The organism is [Zimmermannella] bifida NBRC 103089 (assembly GCF_001570925.1).
GTDB lineage: Bacteria > Actinomycetota > Actinomycetes > Actinomycetales > Microbacteriaceae > Gulosibacter > Gulosibacter bifidus.
The window spans coordinates 71715-86535 of the sequence record NZ_BCSP01000005.1 but is presented as its reverse complement, the minus strand read 5'-3'; the positions used below and the strand labels follow the sequence as shown (position 1 = coordinate 86535).

General features: G+C 62.7%; 14 protein-coding genes. 8 read left to right on the top strand and 6 right to left on the bottom strand.

Features of this window, described 5'->3' with window-relative positions:
* Positions 1-71 precede the first annotated feature (71 nt).
* From ZBI01S_RS05820 to ZBI01S_RS05805, 4 genes are all read left to right on the top strand, one after another.
* Positions 72-1247, top strand: a complete 1176-nt coding sequence (locus ZBI01S_RS05820) for a pyridoxal phosphate-dependent aminotransferase (RefSeq protein ID WP_066057697.1) — start codon at positions 72-74, stop codon at positions 1245-1247.
* Between the two features lie 131 nt (positions 1248-1378).
* Positions 1379-2404 carry a DUF808 domain-containing protein gene (locus tag ZBI01S_RS05815; RefSeq protein ID WP_066057694.1) on the top strand — a complete coding sequence of 342 codons (1026 nt, stop codon included), beginning with the start codon at positions 1379-1381 and terminating at the stop codon, positions 2402-2404.
* A 259-nt stretch (positions 2405-2663) separates the two neighbouring features.
* Positions 2664-3920, top strand: coding sequence for a tryptophan synthase subunit beta (trpB, locus tag ZBI01S_RS05810; RefSeq protein ID WP_245610550.1), 1257 nt, complete (start codon positions 2664-2666; stop codon positions 3918-3920).
* Positions 3921-3955: 35 nt separating this feature from the next.
* Complete coding sequence (locus ZBI01S_RS05805) at positions 3956-4915, top strand: diaminopimelate dehydrogenase (protein ID WP_066057691.1); 960 nt, start codon at positions 3956-3958, stop codon at positions 4913-4915.
* Positions 4916-4990: 75 nt separating this feature from the next.
* Here the strand turns inward: ZBI01S_RS05805 and ZBI01S_RS05800 are convergent, their stop codons facing one another.
* Positions 4991-5767, bottom strand: coding sequence for a class I SAM-dependent methyltransferase (locus ZBI01S_RS05800; RefSeq protein WP_066057688.1), 777 nt, complete (start codon positions 5765-5767; stop codon positions 4991-4993).
* A 214-nt stretch (positions 5768-5981) separates the two neighbouring features.
* Here ZBI01S_RS05800 and arsB point away from each other — a divergent pair, with 214 nt between their 5' ends.
* Together arsB and ZBI01S_RS05790 are read left to right on the top strand one after the other, a co-directional pair.
* Positions 5982-7133 carry an ACR3 family arsenite efflux transporter gene (gene arsB, locus ZBI01S_RS05795; protein ID WP_066057685.1) on the top strand — a complete coding sequence of 384 codons (1152 nt, stop codon included), beginning with the start codon at positions 5982-5984 and terminating at the stop codon, positions 7131-7133.
* A gap of 60 nt (positions 7134-7193) precedes the next feature.
* Entirely contained in the window at positions 7194-7631 is a 438-nt protein-coding gene (locus ZBI01S_RS05790; RefSeq protein ID WP_066057682.1) for an arsenate-mycothiol transferase ArsC, read from the top strand.
* 55 nt (positions 7632-7686) lie between these two features.
* Here the strand turns inward: ZBI01S_RS05790 and ZBI01S_RS05785 are convergent, their stop codons facing one another.
* A complete protein-coding gene (locus tag ZBI01S_RS05785) occupies positions 7687-8400 on the bottom strand; it encodes an MOSC domain-containing protein (RefSeq protein ID WP_083524552.1) in 714 nt (237 codons plus the stop codon).
* A 93-nt stretch (positions 8401-8493) separates the two neighbouring features.
* A complete protein-coding gene (locus ZBI01S_RS05780; RefSeq protein WP_083524551.1) occupies positions 8494-9282 on the bottom strand; it encodes an alpha/beta fold hydrolase in 789 nt (262 codons plus the stop codon).
* A gap of 269 nt (positions 9283-9551) precedes the next feature.
* On the opposite strand from ZBI01S_RS05780, the gene ZBI01S_RS05775 reads away from it, so the two are divergent.
* On the top strand, positions 9552-10982 hold the full coding sequence (locus ZBI01S_RS05775; RefSeq protein WP_083524550.1) for a dicarboxylate/amino acid:cation symporter: 1431 nt from the start codon (positions 9552-9554) through the stop codon (positions 10980-10982).
* A 167-nt stretch (positions 10983-11149) separates the two neighbouring features.
* A complete protein-coding gene (locus ZBI01S_RS05770; RefSeq protein ID WP_066057672.1) occupies positions 11150-11599 on the top strand; it encodes a DUF6892 domain-containing protein in 450 nt (149 codons plus the stop codon).
* A gap of 35 nt (positions 11600-11634) precedes the next feature.
* Here the strand turns inward: ZBI01S_RS05770 and ZBI01S_RS05765 are convergent, their stop codons facing one another.
* Genes ZBI01S_RS05765 through ZBI01S_RS05755 form a run of 3 tightly spaced genes read right to left on the bottom strand, consistent with a single transcriptional unit; the run spans position 11635 to position 14794 of the window.
* Positions 11635-13704 (bottom strand): chorismate-binding protein, encoded by a 2070-nt coding sequence (locus tag ZBI01S_RS05765; RefSeq protein ID WP_066057668.1) that lies wholly within the window; start codon positions 13702-13704, stop codon positions 11635-11637.
* The gene (locus ZBI01S_RS05760) at positions 13701-14447 is read right to left on the bottom strand and encodes an aminotransferase class IV (RefSeq protein WP_066057665.1); all 747 of its coding nucleotides are present in this window, start codon (positions 14445-14447) and stop codon (positions 13701-13703) included. The genes ZBI01S_RS05765 and ZBI01S_RS05760 overlap by 4 nt, the downstream gene beginning before the upstream one ends.
* On the bottom strand, positions 14444-14794 hold the full coding sequence (locus ZBI01S_RS05755; RefSeq protein ID WP_066057663.1) for a DUF488 domain-containing protein: 351 nt from the start codon (positions 14792-14794) through the stop codon (positions 14444-14446). The genes ZBI01S_RS05760 and ZBI01S_RS05755 overlap by 4 nt, the downstream gene beginning before the upstream one ends.
* Positions 14795-14821: the final 27 nt, after the last annotated feature.

The following is a 14821-nucleotide window of genomic DNA, read 5'->3' as shown; positions in this document are numbered from 1 at the left end:
GCCAGGCTGAACATGACCTTGGGTTACGTGCGCCGCGGATCGACCAAGGTGCGCCTCGCTAGGCTGTCGCAATGGCTGGCTTGAACGAACGCATGCAACGCTTTACGACCACGATCTTTGCCGAGATGTCGGCATTGGCGGCCGAGTACGGTGCCATCAACCTCGGCCAGGGCTTTCCCGACGGCGATGGCCCGCGTGAGGTACTCGAAGCCGCAAGCCGCAGCATCCTTGCCGGTGAAAATCAGTATCCCCCCGCACGAGGTATTCCCGCGCTGCGCGAGGCGATCGCCGAGCACCGATCCCGCTTCTTCGGGCTGCGCTATGACCCCGATTCCGAAATCCTGGTGACCGTCGGCGCCACCGAAGCCCTGGCGGCAACACAATTGGCGCTATTAGAACCGGGTGATGAGGTCATTGCCTTCGAGCCGTTCTATGACTCATACGACGCGGGCGCCACACTCGCCGGTGCGACGCTCGTGCCAGTTCGCTTGCACGCCCCAGAGTTTCGGTTCGATGCCGATGAACTCGCGGCAGCCGTGACCCCGCGCACGCGCATGATCTTGTGCAATTCACCGCATAACCCGACCGGACGCGTGTTCCGCCGCGAGGAGCTCGAACACATTGCGGAGCTTGCCCGCGCGCACGACCTGGTTGTGCTCACCGACGAGGTGTACGAGCACCTGACGTTTGACGGGCGGCAGCACCTGCCGATCGCATCCCTGCCCGGGATGCGCGAACGCACCGTTTCGGTCGGCTCTGGCGGCAAGACGTTTGCGACCACCGGCTGGAAGGTCGGTTGGATCACGGCCCCCGCGAACCTGATTGCCGCGATCGCCACGGTGAAGCAACACCTGACCTTTGTGAGCCCCGCCCCAATGCAACGCGGCATTGCCGCTGGGTTAGCCCTGCCCGCCGACCGCATCGCCGCAATTCGCGATGGTCTGCAAGCGCAGCGAGACCTGCTGTTGGATGCGTTGACTCGCGCGGGCCTGCAGCCGTTCGTTCCCGAGGGCGGCTATTTCGTCGTTGCCGATATTGCGTCGCTCGGATTCACCGATAGCCGCGCATTCTGCGAGGAATTGCCCCGACAGATCGGTGTGGCGGCCATTCCGATGTCGCCCTTCTACCGTGATGCGGCCGCTGCACCCACACTGGTGCGATTTGCGTTTAGTAAGCAGCCGCAGGTGCTGCGCGAAGCCGGCGAACGGCTCCGGCAATTAGCGCGCTCACTCGGTCGGCTTCCCTAGCGCAGACCGGCGCCGCCACTCGAAATTCATCGTCGTAACGACACCATTACCGCGTAAAGTAAGTGGTTCATTTCTCGCACCGTCTCGGTCACTGCACACAGTATTCGAGACATACGAAAGGAACCACGCAGATGTCTGTGGGTCTTGTTGCGCTCCTTGACGATATTGCGGCCCTGGCACGCGCTGCCGCGGCCAGCATCGACGATGTTGCCGCCGCCGCGGTCAAGGCCTCGGCCAAGGCTGCCGGTGTCGTCGTCGACGATGCGGCGGTGACGCCGCAGTACGTGCAGGGAATCGAACCGAGCCGCGAGTTGCCGATCATTTGGAAGATCGCCCGCGGTTCGATCATCAACAAGCTCTTCATCATCCTGCCGGTGGCGCTACTGCTGAGCCAGTTCATCCCGTGGCTGTTGCAGCCGCTGCTCATGCTCGGTGGCGCGTTCCTGTGTTTCGAAGGCGCCGAAAAGGTCATCGAAAAGTTCTCGGGACACCACGCCGAACAAGAAACGCCCGCGGTTGCCGACAACAATCCGCAAGACGAAAAGGCGATTACCTCGGGCGCCATTCGCACCGACCTGATCCTGAGCGCCGAAATCATGGTGATCGCGCTCAACGAGGTGTCGAACCAGCCGTTCTGGCAGCGTTTGGCAATCTTGGTGGTCGTTGCCATCGTGATCACCGCTGCCGTCTACGGTGCGGTCGCGTTCTTGGTGAAGGTTGACGACATCGGTCTGCGGATGGCCGAAAGCGGCCGTGCAGGCAAGCGCAAGTTTGGTCTGTGGCTCGTACAAATCATGCCGCGGGTCTTCGACGTCATCTCCATCGTTGGCACCGTGGCCATGCTCTGGGTCGGTGGCCACCTGTTCTTGGTCGGGCTCGACTCGCTGGGTGTTTCGGCACCGTATTCGCTCGTGCACCAATTGGAGTTGATGGGCGCGGCAGTACCCACCATCGGCGGACTGCTCGGCTGGCTGATTAACACCGGCTGCTCGCTCGTATTCGGCCTCATTCTCGGTTCGATCATCGTCGGTGTGCTGCACGTGTTGCCGTTTGGTAACCACCACGGCAAGCACGAGGGGCACGCCGCAGCCGACGCGGAAACGCCCGAGGCAACCACTTCGGCGGCAGGTACGCCTGCCTCCGACCAAGAGTCCTAAGCGACAGTGTTCGAGCGCTGCACCCACAGTTGCGGCGCTCGAACAGTGCACCGGCAATCACGTTCGTGTGCGTGAATCGCGATATGCCGCGGTTTTCGGGGTGTCTGGTGCTACGCTTTTCAGCATGCAAATTGCACGGAATTGGTGGGCCGCCTGAGAGGCGGTTCTTCAACATTGCAATCTGTTCGAATCGCCCCTTTTCGGAGGCGATTCGTTTGGTTTCCGGGAGGTGGCACCGTGACGAGGCAAGGAGCCCAAATTGACTGATACCCAACACGACGCATCCGCCGACGCCGCCGCAACGCAGCACGTGCCGAACCCGCAGTATCGCGCCAACGACGACGGATACTTCGGCGAATTCGGTGGCGCCGAGCTGCCGCCGTTCTTGGTCGAGCCGATTGCTGAGGTTCGGGATGCGTATGCGGAAGCCCGCCAGGATCCGACGTTCATGGGCGAGTACGAGCGATTGCTGCGCACGTACGTTGGCCGCCCATCGCTGCTGTACTTTGCCGAGAACCTCACCGCCAAGCTCGGCGGTGCCAAGGTGTACCTCAAGCGCGAAGACCTGAACCACACCGGTGCGCACAAGATCAACCACTGCCTCGGTGAAGCACTCCTCGCCAAGCGCATGGGCAAGACGAAGCTCATTGCCGAAACTGGCGCGGGTCAGCACGGTGTTGCGCTCGCCACCGCGGCCGCGCTGACCGGCCTCGAATGTGAAATTCACATGGGCGCCATTGACGTTGCCAAGCAGCACCCCAATGTTGTGCGCATGGAGCTGCTCGGCGCGAAGGTCGTCGCCGTGGAAGAAGGCGGCCGTTCGCTCAAGGAGGCCGTTGACTCGGCGTTTGCAACCTATGCCGCCAAGTACCACGAGTATTTCTTTGCGATCGGCTCCGTTGTGGGCCCACACCCCTACCCGTCGATGGTTCGGGATTTCCAGTCAATCATCGGTCGCGAAGCCCGTGCGCAGATTCTCGAAGCAGAAGGTCGACTGCCGAATGCCCTGGTCGCTGCCGTTGGCGGTGGCTCAAACGCCATGGGACTGTTCGACGCTTTCCTCAATGACCGCGAGGTCGAAATCTTCGGTGTCGAGCCAGCCGGCGAAGGCCTCGAAGGCACCCGTCACGCCGCAACCATGACCCTTGGTACCCCCGGCACCCTGCACGGCATGAAGACCATCGTGCTGCAAGACGAACAGGGTGAGCCTTCGCCAGTGCACTCGATCGCGTCTGGCCTCGACTACCCGGGTGTTGGCCCGCAGCACTCGCACCTCAAGACCCTCGGCCGAGTCACCTACGTCTCGGTTGATGACAACGAAACCCTCGATGCGTTCAGCACGCTCTCGCGCACCGAAGGCATTATTCCTGCCCTCGAGTCGTCGCACGCCATTGCTTACACCTGCAAGCTTGCGCCGACGCTCTCGAGCGATGACATCGTCATCGCCAACCTCTCGGGCCGCGGCGACAAAGACGTTGACTTTGTTGCCGAACGACTCGCAGCCCGCCGCAGTTAACGGCCGGGTCTAACTCGAATTACCTAAGGACTTCCATGACCACCAATATCCGCGCCGGCATTGTCGGCTACGGCAACCTCGGCCGCAGTGTCGAAGCACTGATCGCCCAGCAGCCCGACATGGACCTGCACGGTATTTTCTCGCGCCGCGACTCGCTCGACACCCAGACCCCGGTGTTTTCGGTAGATGACATTGCCGCACATCGCGACCAAGTCGATGTGCTCTTCCTCTGCCTCGGTAGCGCCACGGACATGCCAGCACAGGCCGCTTCGTTTGCGAAGCAGTTCACCACCGTCGACACCTACGACAACCACAACCTCATTCCTGAGCACCGCGCCAAGATGGATGCGGCTGCACGGGAAGGCGACAACCTCGCGCTGATCTCCACCGGTTGGGACCCGGGCCTGTTCTCGCTCAACCGCGTGCTCGCCGCATCGCTGTTCCCACAGCCGCAGCAGGCGACGTTCTGGGGCCTTGGCGTATCGCAGGGCCACTCCGATGCCATCCGCCGCATTGAAGGCGTCAAGCGCGGCGTGCAGTACACCGTGCCGAGCGAAGACGCCGTCGCAGCCGCTAAGGCCGGCCAGCCGGTTGACCCGAAGGCGGCGCACAAGCGTCAGTGTGTCATCGTGGCCGACGCCGCCGACCACGACCGCATCCGCGAAACCATCGTGACCATGCCCGACTACTTCGTCGGTTACGACACCACGGTTGAATTCGTGAGCGAAGCAGAGTTCGAAGCCAACCACACCGGCATGCCGCACGGTGGCCAGGTTATTACCGCCGGTCAGCTCGTTGACTCGCACAACGCTGTTTCGTTCGAGCTCGAGCTCGGCCGCAACCCTGACTTCACCGGTGCCGTCATGGTCGCCTACGGCCGTGCCGCAGCTCGTCTGCGGGCGCAGGGCACCGTCGGTGCAATCACGCCATTTGAGGTGGCACCATACCTCCTCTCGCCGAAGTCGCTTGATGACCTCGTAGCGTCAACGCTGTAACGCGGGGCGCACCCAAGATAACGGTGGGCTGGATGCAGGTATTCGCATCCAGCCCACCGTTTGTTTTGCGTGTGGTTAGGCAGCCGCGCGCAGTGCCTGCACGATCAGGTAGGCGGCAGTGCCACGTACTCGGCCGGTTGACGGGTCAACGTATTCGCTAAAGCAGGTGCGCAGCGCTTCGCGCAGTTCACCGGCACGCTCCCCCAGCGCCAACATCATGAATGCGTGCACGGGGCTACCGGTTTCGTTTTCTTCGATGGCCGCCTCGACCGAATCGAATTCCCACGGCATTTCGTATCGGTCGACCTGGACTTGGGTGAAGGCCTCGCCCAATCGTTCGTGCACGTGTTCACGCCAGTGCAGGTGGGGTGCCTCGCCACCAGACACCGCGAGCATGCGGTCGGTCATGTCCGACAGAAATCCGGTGTTGTCCCAGGCAGAAAATACGAGTGGCGCGCCAGGTTTCAGGATGCGAGCCCATTCGGCGGGGCCTTCCGGCACTCGGCACATGAATGCCCCGAAATTACTGACGATCCCTTCGACGCTGCCGGTTTCCAAGCCGGTCGCCTCGCCAACTGCATCCGACCACGTTGCCTGCCGGGCGATACCTCGTGCGGCTGCGGTTTCGCGCATCCGGAACGCCGGCTCGATGGCGGTGACCTGATATCCGCTGTCGCAGAGTAGCTGTGCGAGCTCGCCATGTCCCGCACCAATGTCAACGAGGTGTGGCGTGCCGCTTGCGGGCACCAAGCTGCGGATGCGGTCGGCAAGTTGCGGCACCACCCGTTCGAGCCGGTGTGCGGTCGGGGTGTAGTCACTCGCGCACCAGATCGTTGACAGCATCTCGTTCATGCAAGCTCCTCGCGTGTTGTTGATGTGGCTCCGTGATTCGGGGTTTGCCGCATCGACACGCTGCACGAGCACGGTGTGACACGACGGTGCCGTCAGGGTACCTGTTGTGAATCATTCTCACTAACTTGACGTGCTGCCCGAGCAAACGCCAATAGCGGAATAATGGCGGCGATTCGCCATTGTGATGCCGGATGCCGAACGCGAGAATTGCCCTATGCCTGAATCGCCATCGTCGGCCACAAGCTGCGCGACGTCCGCGGCTGCCTCGAGCACCGCATCCAGCGAAACCCCAAAACTCTCGGCACTTGACCGATTCCTACCGGTCTGGATCTTGCTGGCCATGCTCGCTGGGCTCGCACTGGGCCGGTTTATTCCGGGGCTCAATGACGCGCTCGCCGCAATCGAGATCGACGGCGTCTCATTGCCAATCGCGATCGGGTTGCTCGTGATGATGTACCCGGTGCTTGCGAAGGTGCGATACAACGAACTCGACACCGTCACGCACGACCGCAAGCTGCTCGCATCCTCGCTCGTGCTCAACTGGGTACTCGGCCCCGCGATCATGTTTGCGCTGGCATGGCTGTTCCTGCCGGATCTTCCCGAGTTCCGCACCGGCGTCATCATCGTTGGCCTCGCCCGCTGCATCGCCATGGTGATTATCTGGAATGACCTGGCCTGCGGTGATCGCGAAGCTGCCGCGGTGCTCGTCGCGATCAACTCGGTATTCCAGGTGCTGATGTTTGCTGTGCTCGGCTGGTTCTATCTCGATGTCCTGCCCTCGTGGCTGGGCTTGCCAACTCAGGGCCTTGACGCCTCGCCCTTGCAAATTGCCAAGTCGGTGCTGATCTTTTTAGGCATTCCGCTGTTGGCTGGTTACCTCTCGCGCCGAATCGGCGAGGCCCGCGCTGGCCGCGAAGCGTATGAGTCGCGCTTCTTGCCGGTGATTTCGCCGTTCGCGCTGATCGGTTTGCTGTTCACGATTGTGATTCTGTTCGCGCTGCAAGGTGGCGAGATCACCAGTCGCCCACTCGACGTGGTGCGAATTGCGCTGCCGCTGCTGTGCTACTTCGCCATCATGTGGGGAGCCGGCTACTTGACTGGACGCCTGCTGCACATGTCGTACGCGCGCACGACCACCCTCGCATTCACCGCGGCGGGCAATAACTTTGAGCTCGCCATAGCCGTCGCTATCGGCACGTTCGGTGTCACTTCGGGTGAAGCGCTTGCCGGCGTTGTCGGTCCGCTCATCGAAGTGCCGATTCTCGTGGCGCTCGTCTACGTATCGCTTGCACTGCGACGCAACTTCCCGCATCCGCAACCAGCTGATGCCAAGGCCGCGCTCCCCGACCGTGCCCCGCGTGGTTAACGCCGACCACGTATCCAAAATTCACCATCAGCCCAGCACTCACGATCAAAGGACTTCACCATGAACAACACCCCAGCCGCGAAACCCGCAGTCATGTTTGTCTGCGTCAAGAACGGTGGCAAATCGCAGATGGCCGCCGCCCTGGCACGGCTGCACGCGGGCGATACCTTAGAGATTCACTCGGCCGGTACTGCGCCAACACCTGGCGGCACCATCAACGCGCTGTCGGCCGAAAGCGTTGCTGAACTCGGTGCATCCATGGCCGGCGAAATCCCGAAGCCCATGGACCCGGCGCTGACGGCACGCATGGATCGCATCGTGCTCGTTGGTACTGAAGCGCAGCTCGACCCGGCGCTCGAGCTGCGCCACCCAGCCGTGGTTTGGGAGATCGACGAGCCGTCGCTACGCGGTATCGATGGCGAAGAACGGATGCGACTGGTGCGCGACGACATTGACCGTCGTGTGCTCGCGCTGATTGAAGAGCTCACGCAGCACTAACGAGCTGCTGACTTCGGTTGCCTGCTGCGCAAATCCCACGCAATAGGCAACCGAACTAGTCGTCTTCGCCCAGGCGCGCTGCGTCGCTTTCGAAGTGCCCCTCGAGCCTGCGCTCGAGCTGCTGGCGCCACCGCGGCGGCAGCTCGGGGCTTGCGAGCAGCGCCTGGATGCCGGCGACATCGTCGCGGTCGACGTTCATGATGCGATTAACCTCTGCGGCAGGCACCGAGTTCTCGAGTCGTTCGAGCACTTGGATGCGGTCCCCCGCGCGCACTTCGCCCGGTTCGAGCACCCGAAAGTAGATGCCAGTTCGCCCTTTACCCTGCACCAATCGCGGCAGATTCTTGATGCCCCAACGCGCGGCAATCTTGTAGCAGGGGCGTCGCGGCTGCGTGGCCTGGAGCAACGCAGTACCAACACGCACGGTGTCCCCGAGGTGGATCAACGTCTCGTCGAGACCGGTCATCGTAATGTTTTCGAACAGCGCGCCCTCGGGCAGGTCATATCCTTCGGACTGCCATGCCGGATAGTGATGCTGCGCGTACATGAGTACGGCCTTCTCGGGGCCGCCGTGAATCTTCTCGGCTTGTTCGTCACCGGCCAATCCGAGCGTGCCAATCGCCACCGCATCCGCTTGCGGCGTTTTAACGGCAGCCGAATCAAACGAACGCCCGCTCCACGACCGTGGTGCTACTTTGCCAACCCGCACCACAACAACGCTGCCCTGCAGCGCGGCAAGCTGCGGGTCGACTGGTTGCTGCGTGTCCATAGGAACTCCTTTGTTACCGGGAATGGTCTGCTGGGAGCCTACGCGAATCCGGATGCATGGCACCCGAATACGCCGGAATCTCGCGGCGAGCGGTTACACGCGTTCGAGGAAGCGCCGCAGCCCCTGCGTGAAGATCGCCGGTTCTTCGGAGTGCACCCAGTGACCAGCATCTTTGATGACGAATCGACGTTCGTTCGGGAACAGGCGCCGCATCGCCTGCGCGTCTTCTTCGCTGGTGTACGCCGAGCGACCGCCGGCGATCCACAGCACCTTGCCGTCGTAGGTATACGACGACATGTCTGGCCAGTCCCGAATGATCGCGAGCGAGTGGTAGAGCACCTCTAGATTGGGCTGCCAGCCGAATCCGAGGTCGACGCGGCGCAGGTTTTGCAACGCGAATGCTCGGACCGCAGGCGATTCGATCGAGGCTTGCAGGATCTCATCGGCTTCGACGCGAGATTTCAGCGATTTGAGGTCGAGGTCGCGCATGGCCGTGATGATGCCCTTGATGGCATCCGAGGCTTCGCCGGTGTCTTTCGGCGCCATGTCGACAACGACTAGCCGTTCGACGAGCTCTGGATAGCGCAACGCCAGCAGCATCGACACTTTGCCACCCATCGAATGCCCAACAACCGCAACGGGACCAGCGCTGGCAAAGTCGGCGCGCAGAAAGTCGGCCACAATGTCGACTTGCTCGGTGTAATCGAAGCGCTCAGTCCACTCAGACTCACCGTGGTTCGGCAAGTCAATCAGCAGACTGGTACAGCGATCGCCAAGCGCCCGCGCGATTGCGTTGAAGTTTTTTCCGCGCCCAAGCAGACCGTGGATGAACACCACTCGCTGCGGGCCGGATCCGACGGTGGATGAGGCAATGCGAGTCACAGCTATGACTGTACGCCATGGTTTTCGGGGCTAGCTCAGCCAATAGCAAGGCCGAGCGGGCCGACTATGTAGCTCACCAGCCAGACCGCATCCTTCACCAGTGGCGACCGGCATTCACCGGATTGACCCGAGGTAACAAATAAACAGTGTCGACACAGCATTCAACCTGTCGATTCCAACCTCGCGCAACCGCTGCAATGTGACGTCACAGATCGTCATCTGAAGTAACAAACGTATGCGCGCACACGTATTGGTCGTACGCTTCACGGGTGACTGTTTCAACTACAACTAATCCAGCAGGCGGCGATACCGGCCGCATCCGTCGATTCCGCGTGCCGTTTGGTGCCCAAATCATCATCGGCCTGGTGGTTGGCGTATGTCTCGGATTATTGGCTGCGCAGATCGGGCCAACTGCCGGCACTGACGCAGTCGAAGCTCCCAACTGGCTCACTACCACGCTCGACACCGTCGGCTCGAGCTTCATTACGCTGCTGAAGCTCCTGGTGCCACCGATCATCTTCTTGGCCGTTGTGTCATCGATCGCGAAGCTCCGTGGCGTCACCAACGCCGCGTCCCTCGCCTGGCGCACGCTGCTGTGGTTTGCAATCACCTCGCTCATTGCCGTGGTGATCGGCATCGGCCTGGGGTTGCTGTTCCACCCGGGTACCGGTGAGAACCTCGTCGTGAGCGAAGCACAGGCGCCGAGCAAGACCGGTGGCTGGTTCGACTTCTTGCAGGGGCTCATTCCACAGAATTTCCTTGGACTGACGGTCTCCGTATCTGAAGACGGCGCCAGGGTCGGATTCAATGTGTTGCAGATCCTGGTGATCTCGATCGCCACCGGCGTGGCTGCGCTGCGTGTTGGGGATGCGGCGGCTCCGTTCCTGAAGGTCGTTGATTCGCTGCTCGAAATCGTGCAAAAGGCCCTGTGGTGGGTCATTCGACTCGCACCGATCGGTACGGCTGCACTGCTCGGTTACGCCGTAGTTGCCTACGGTTGGACCACACTCGGCAGCCTCGGCACCTTCATCACGGCCCTGCTTATCGGAATTTTCGCGGTCGGGTTCATCGTCTATCCGGTAATCGTTAAGCTCAACGGATTGTCGGTGCGCCGCTACTTCTCGGGAGTTTGGCCGGCCGTGGCGCTTGCGTTCGCCTCGCGCTCTTCGCTTGGCACCATGCCCGTCACCCGCGCCGTCGCCATCGAGAACTTCGGTGTGCCCAAGGCCTACGCGTCGTTCGCCGTTCCGCTCGGAGCGACCACCAAGATGGACGGTTGCGCCGCAATCTACCCGGCAATTGCCACGATCTTTGTGGCGAACTTCTACGGCATTCCGCTCGAGGCCTACCACTACCTCCTCATCATCACCGTGTCCGTGCTCGGCTCTGCTGCAACTACCGGGCTGACCGGCGCCACGGTCATCACCACACTGATGCTCTCCACCCTCGGGCTGCCGCTCGAAGGCCTCGGACTGCTCCTGGCCGTGGACCCGATCGTCGACATGTTCCGCACGGCCCTGAACGTGGCGGGCCAGGCGCTGGTACCCGTAATCGTCGCAAAGCGCGACGGCACGCTCGACCTCGACGTGTACAACGCTCCGGACGCATTCAGCGGCAACCTCGCGCCGTCGACCAGCGACCATGACGTCATCGAACCCACGGATGACGAACGCGCCGAACTGCATCCGACCCGAAACTGATATCGACCACGCTCTTGGACTGAATCTGCTCTGACACGGCGGGATTCTCGGCCACGTTTCACCGCGAGCACCTACGCTCCTGGTGAAACGTGGCCGCCTGGGTTTCCGGGCCATGGGCCTCGCAACATTGCAGCCACCGACTTGGTGCCGAACCAATTGGAGTAACCGTGAAGTTTGCAGACTTTGGCGTTCAAGCGCTCGTGGTAAATGCGCTGATGGAGCTTGAACAGATCGCTCCCCCGTACGACCACGGTCACGACTGGGTTGAGGCCGCGTACAACGTTGATTGGGACGGCGCCGAAGACCTGATCTACGGCGAAGAGCTATACGACAAGCTGCTCCCCGCTGCCGAAGCGTGGATCAAGGACGTCGACTTCACACCCGAGCAGCTCGCCGCCATCACCGAACTCATTTGGGACGGCGGCAACGAGTTGTACGGCATCGCGTGCCCATCGTGGGATGGTGAAACCGAGCTGTTTACCGTCAAGTCGTGGGCCGAGGTCACCGTGGCCAACTTCCCGAACCTGCAGCAGCTCGGCTACGGTGCTTGCGATGAGCCCGACGCCTCGGTACGCGAACCACTGGCTGCCGCGGGCGTCGAGATCTTCGACTTCTAAGCACTGGCGCTGCCGTTGTTCTGGCAACTACCGCATTAGGGAATCGCGGCGCGGAGCTTAACGAGCATCTCGTCGAGTTCGCCTTCGGGTGTGGATGCGAGCACCACGGCTCCCCCGGCACCGGCACGCAGCGTCCCCGCGTGGTACGTCAATGAACGAATGATGATGTTCAGGTCGGCGGTCTTGCCGCTCACGTAGCCGAGCGTGCCGGCATAGAACCCGCGAGCGCGCGATTCGAGTTCGTCGATGATGTCGCAGGTTCGTTCTTTGGGTGCGCCGGTCATTGATCCACCCGGGAATGCCGCGGCGATCGCATCCCAGGGGTTCGCCTCCGGAGGCAGTTGGCCGCAGACGCGTCCGAGTAGCTGATGAACGGTGGCGTACGTTTCAACGATTGCCGCATCCGGCGTCACGACGCTGCCCGGTACGCACACGCGTGAGAGGTCGTTGCGCAAGAGGTCGACGATCATCAGCAGTTCGGCACCGGTCTTGGCGTCGTGCTGCAGCCACTCGCGAAGCTGCGCGTCGGTTGCTGCATCCTCGCTGCGCGCAACGGTGCCCTTGATTGGTTTCGTTTCGACGAAGCCGTCGCGAATCTGCAGAAAGCGTTCCGGTGACGAGCACATAATGGCCGTGTCGAATGCCCGCAAGTACGCGGCGTACGGTGCGGCGTTCGCGGCCCGCTGCTGCAGGTACAGGGCCAGCGTTTCGGTGGGCGTCAGGTCGATGTCGAGCTCGGCCGTCGTCGTCAGGCAGACCTCGTATGAGTCGCCGGCGTGCAGCGATTCCTGCGCTCGCGCAACGAGTGCACGGTAGCGGGCGTCATCGGCGGCGCGGTGCTCTGGCAGTTGGCGGATGCGGTCAAGCTGCCCCGCAGGCAGCCGCGGCGCCGCTTCGGTTTCCGTTTCCGGCGTCTGCATCCACTGCGTAATGGCGTCAACCCATGCCGCAGCGGGTCGCCACGTTTCTGCCGCCGGTCCCTGCACCTCCGCAATCGCCCACACGCGCCCGCACTCGTGATCGAATGCCAGGTAGCGCGAAGCACGCAGCCACATTGCCTCGGGCTCGTTGGGTGTCTTGGTGGTTGCAAACCCGAATTCACGCCGGGCCTCGTAGCCGAGCGCGCCGACCCAGCCACCGAGTAGCGGCACACCGTCGGGCCCACCTACTCCCGTAATGTCCCGGCGTCGTAGCGCTGCGATCGCGCCGCCCGGTTCGCGGGCAGTGACGCGGCCGTCGGCATCCCGCACCGTCACTTCGTGTGCGTCGGCGGTGAGCACTTCGCCCGCCAGACCGAGGAACGACCACCGAGCGCCGGCCGTTAGTGCGGCGCTGTCGAGCCAGAAAGCGGCACTGGCACCGTTAGCAATGGCCGTGAACGCTTCGGGCGCGGTGCGGCGCGGGCTGGGGATTTCGCGCCAGTGGAGCGGGACGTTGCGACCTGCTGGTGGCGCGGGTTGATCGGAAGCGACGGGCTGTGGTGCGGTGGCCGTAACCGATGGCGTTTGGGACGTGACCGATTGGGTGAGCGCGGCGGCGTGCATCCACCGCTTGATGAGCGCGATACCGTCTTGGGATTTCACCGATTCGGGATGGAATTGCACGCCCCACCAGCGTCGGTCGGGTACCCGGATGGCCTGGATGCTGCCGTCTTCGGCCACCGCGTCAACGATGAGGCGCTGCGTACCACCGGTGATGGCGAGCGAGTGGTAGCGAACGACCTGCTGACCGTCGCGCACGATCACCGCACCGGGGTTCGTGGCTTCGGGAACGCGCAGGGTCGAGCAGTAGCCGTGCTGCGGCGTAATGCGGCCGACGGTAGCGCCGCTCAAGAGCGCGAGAATTTGGTGGCCGAAGCAGACTCCGAGCACCGGCCCCTGATAGGCCCTAATGAGCTGCGGGATGCGGCCGGTATCGGCAGGATTGTTCGGGTCGCCCGGTCCAGGTGAGAGGATGATCGCGTCGAATTCAGCGAGGAAGGCCGCAGTAAGTCGCGGATCATCGAAGGGCACGACCTCGGGCAAGATACCGCTGGCTTGCACGACGAGGTCGCGCAGGTTGTAGGTGAACGAGTCGTGAAAGTCGATGCACAGTAACCGGGTCATGTGCATGGCTGCCCGTCGGAGTACCAGCGCTCACGCCAAGCATCGGCGCGCTGCTGGGCTGCGCGCGCGAGCAATGCCGGTGGTTCGATGCCGCGAATCTGCAGCGTGCGCGGGCCGTGCAACGCGTTCAGCGCAACGGCGCGGCCTTCCGCCGCGGCAGCAGATAGCTCGTGCCAGGTGATCGCGGCGCGTTCGGGTTTGGCAATGGTCGCGGCGAACCAGGCAAGCGTGGTCGAGGCGAGTGCGGGCGCGTTTGGGGTCAGGATGCGCGTGCCCGCCCCGCCGTGTGAGTCCTCTGTAACGAGGATGGCCGCGGTCGCGGTTTCGGCAACGACGCCGTCGCGGACGAGCACAACATCGTTGCCTGCTGCGGCCATCTGTTCCTGCAGCCAGGCAAGCTCTGGTCCCTTGAATTGGGGATGCATTCTGGTGTCGGTTACCGGATGCGGTGCGACCGTTAGCGTCGCGGTGCGGGGTGGTGCCGGGCGGTCTTGCCAGTGCACGCCGTCGGGTGTCGCGACAAGTTTCGGAAACCGCGCGCCCGCACCGCATCCGGCACGAAGCTCGGCCACGACCGCGGGAATCTGCGCGGCGACGTTGGCACCAAACGCATCGGTGACCGCTGCGGTAAATCGCGCAACGTGCAGGTCAAATGCCGTCACGCGCCCGTCGAGCACGAGAAACGACTCAAAAATCGGTGCGGGTAGCGACATCGCACCGCCGGTCGCGTTGCATGCCGTCATTCGTTCGCCAGCCATTCGCGCAGCACGGTGGCGTGGTTGTTTTCGAGCTTGGAGTCGTAGACAAGCGTGACCGTGCCCTGTTCGGCAACGAGCGCGCGAAACTCGGCCGCGGCTGCCGCGTTCTCGGTAATTTCGTCGAGGTAGCGCTCGCGAAACACCTCGAAGTCAATGCGTTCGGCATGGTAGTCCTTGCGCAACTCGGTACTGGGCGTGATGTCCTTGCACCAGGTATCGATCGCGGCCCGTTCTCTACTGATACCGCGCGGCCAAAGCCGATTGACGAGGATGCGGTACCCGTCGGTCGATGCGGGTTCGTCACGCACCGATTTCACGCGCACCGTAGTCATGTATCCCAGCTTACGTGCATCCCGTTC

Bases quoted from the DNA above. Each gene is read 5' to 3' on its own strand.
- ZBI01S_RS05815 (WP_066057694.1), top strand. From the start codon at position 1,379: ATGTCTGTGGGTCTTGTTGCGCTCCTTGACGATATTGCGGCCCTGGCA.
- ZBI01S_RS05820 (WP_066057697.1), top strand. From the start codon at position 72: ATGGCTGGCTTGAACGAACGCATGCAACGCTTTACGACCACGATCTTT.
- ZBI01S_RS05760 (WP_066057665.1), bottom strand. From the start codon at position 14,447: ATGACGGCATGCAACGCGACCGGCGGTGCGATGTCGCTACCCGCACCG.
- ZBI01S_RS05805 (WP_066057691.1), top strand. From the start codon at position 3,956: ATGACCACCAATATCCGCGCCGGCATTGTCGGCTACGGCAACCTCGGC.
- ZBI01S_RS05765 (WP_066057668.1), bottom strand. From the start codon at position 13,704: ATGACCCGGTTACTGTGCATCGACTTTCACGACTCGTTCACCTACAAC.
- ZBI01S_RS05790 (WP_066057682.1), top strand. From the start codon at position 7,194: ATGAACAACACCCCAGCCGCGAAACCCGCAGTCATGTTTGTCTGCGTC.
- ZBI01S_RS05800 (WP_066057688.1), bottom strand. From the start codon at position 5,767: ATGAACGAGATGCTGTCAACGATCTGGTGCGCGAGTGACTACACCCCG.
- arsB (WP_066057685.1), top strand. From the start codon at position 5,982: ATGCCTGAATCGCCATCGTCGGCCACAAGCTGCGCGACGTCCGCGGCT.
- ZBI01S_RS05755 (WP_066057663.1), bottom strand. From the start codon at position 14,794: ATGACTACGGTGCGCGTGAAATCGGTGCGTGACGAACCCGCATCGACC.
- ZBI01S_RS05785 (WP_083524552.1), bottom strand. From the start codon at position 8,400: ATGGACACGCAGCAACCAGTCGACCCGCAGCTTGCCGCGCTGCAGGGC.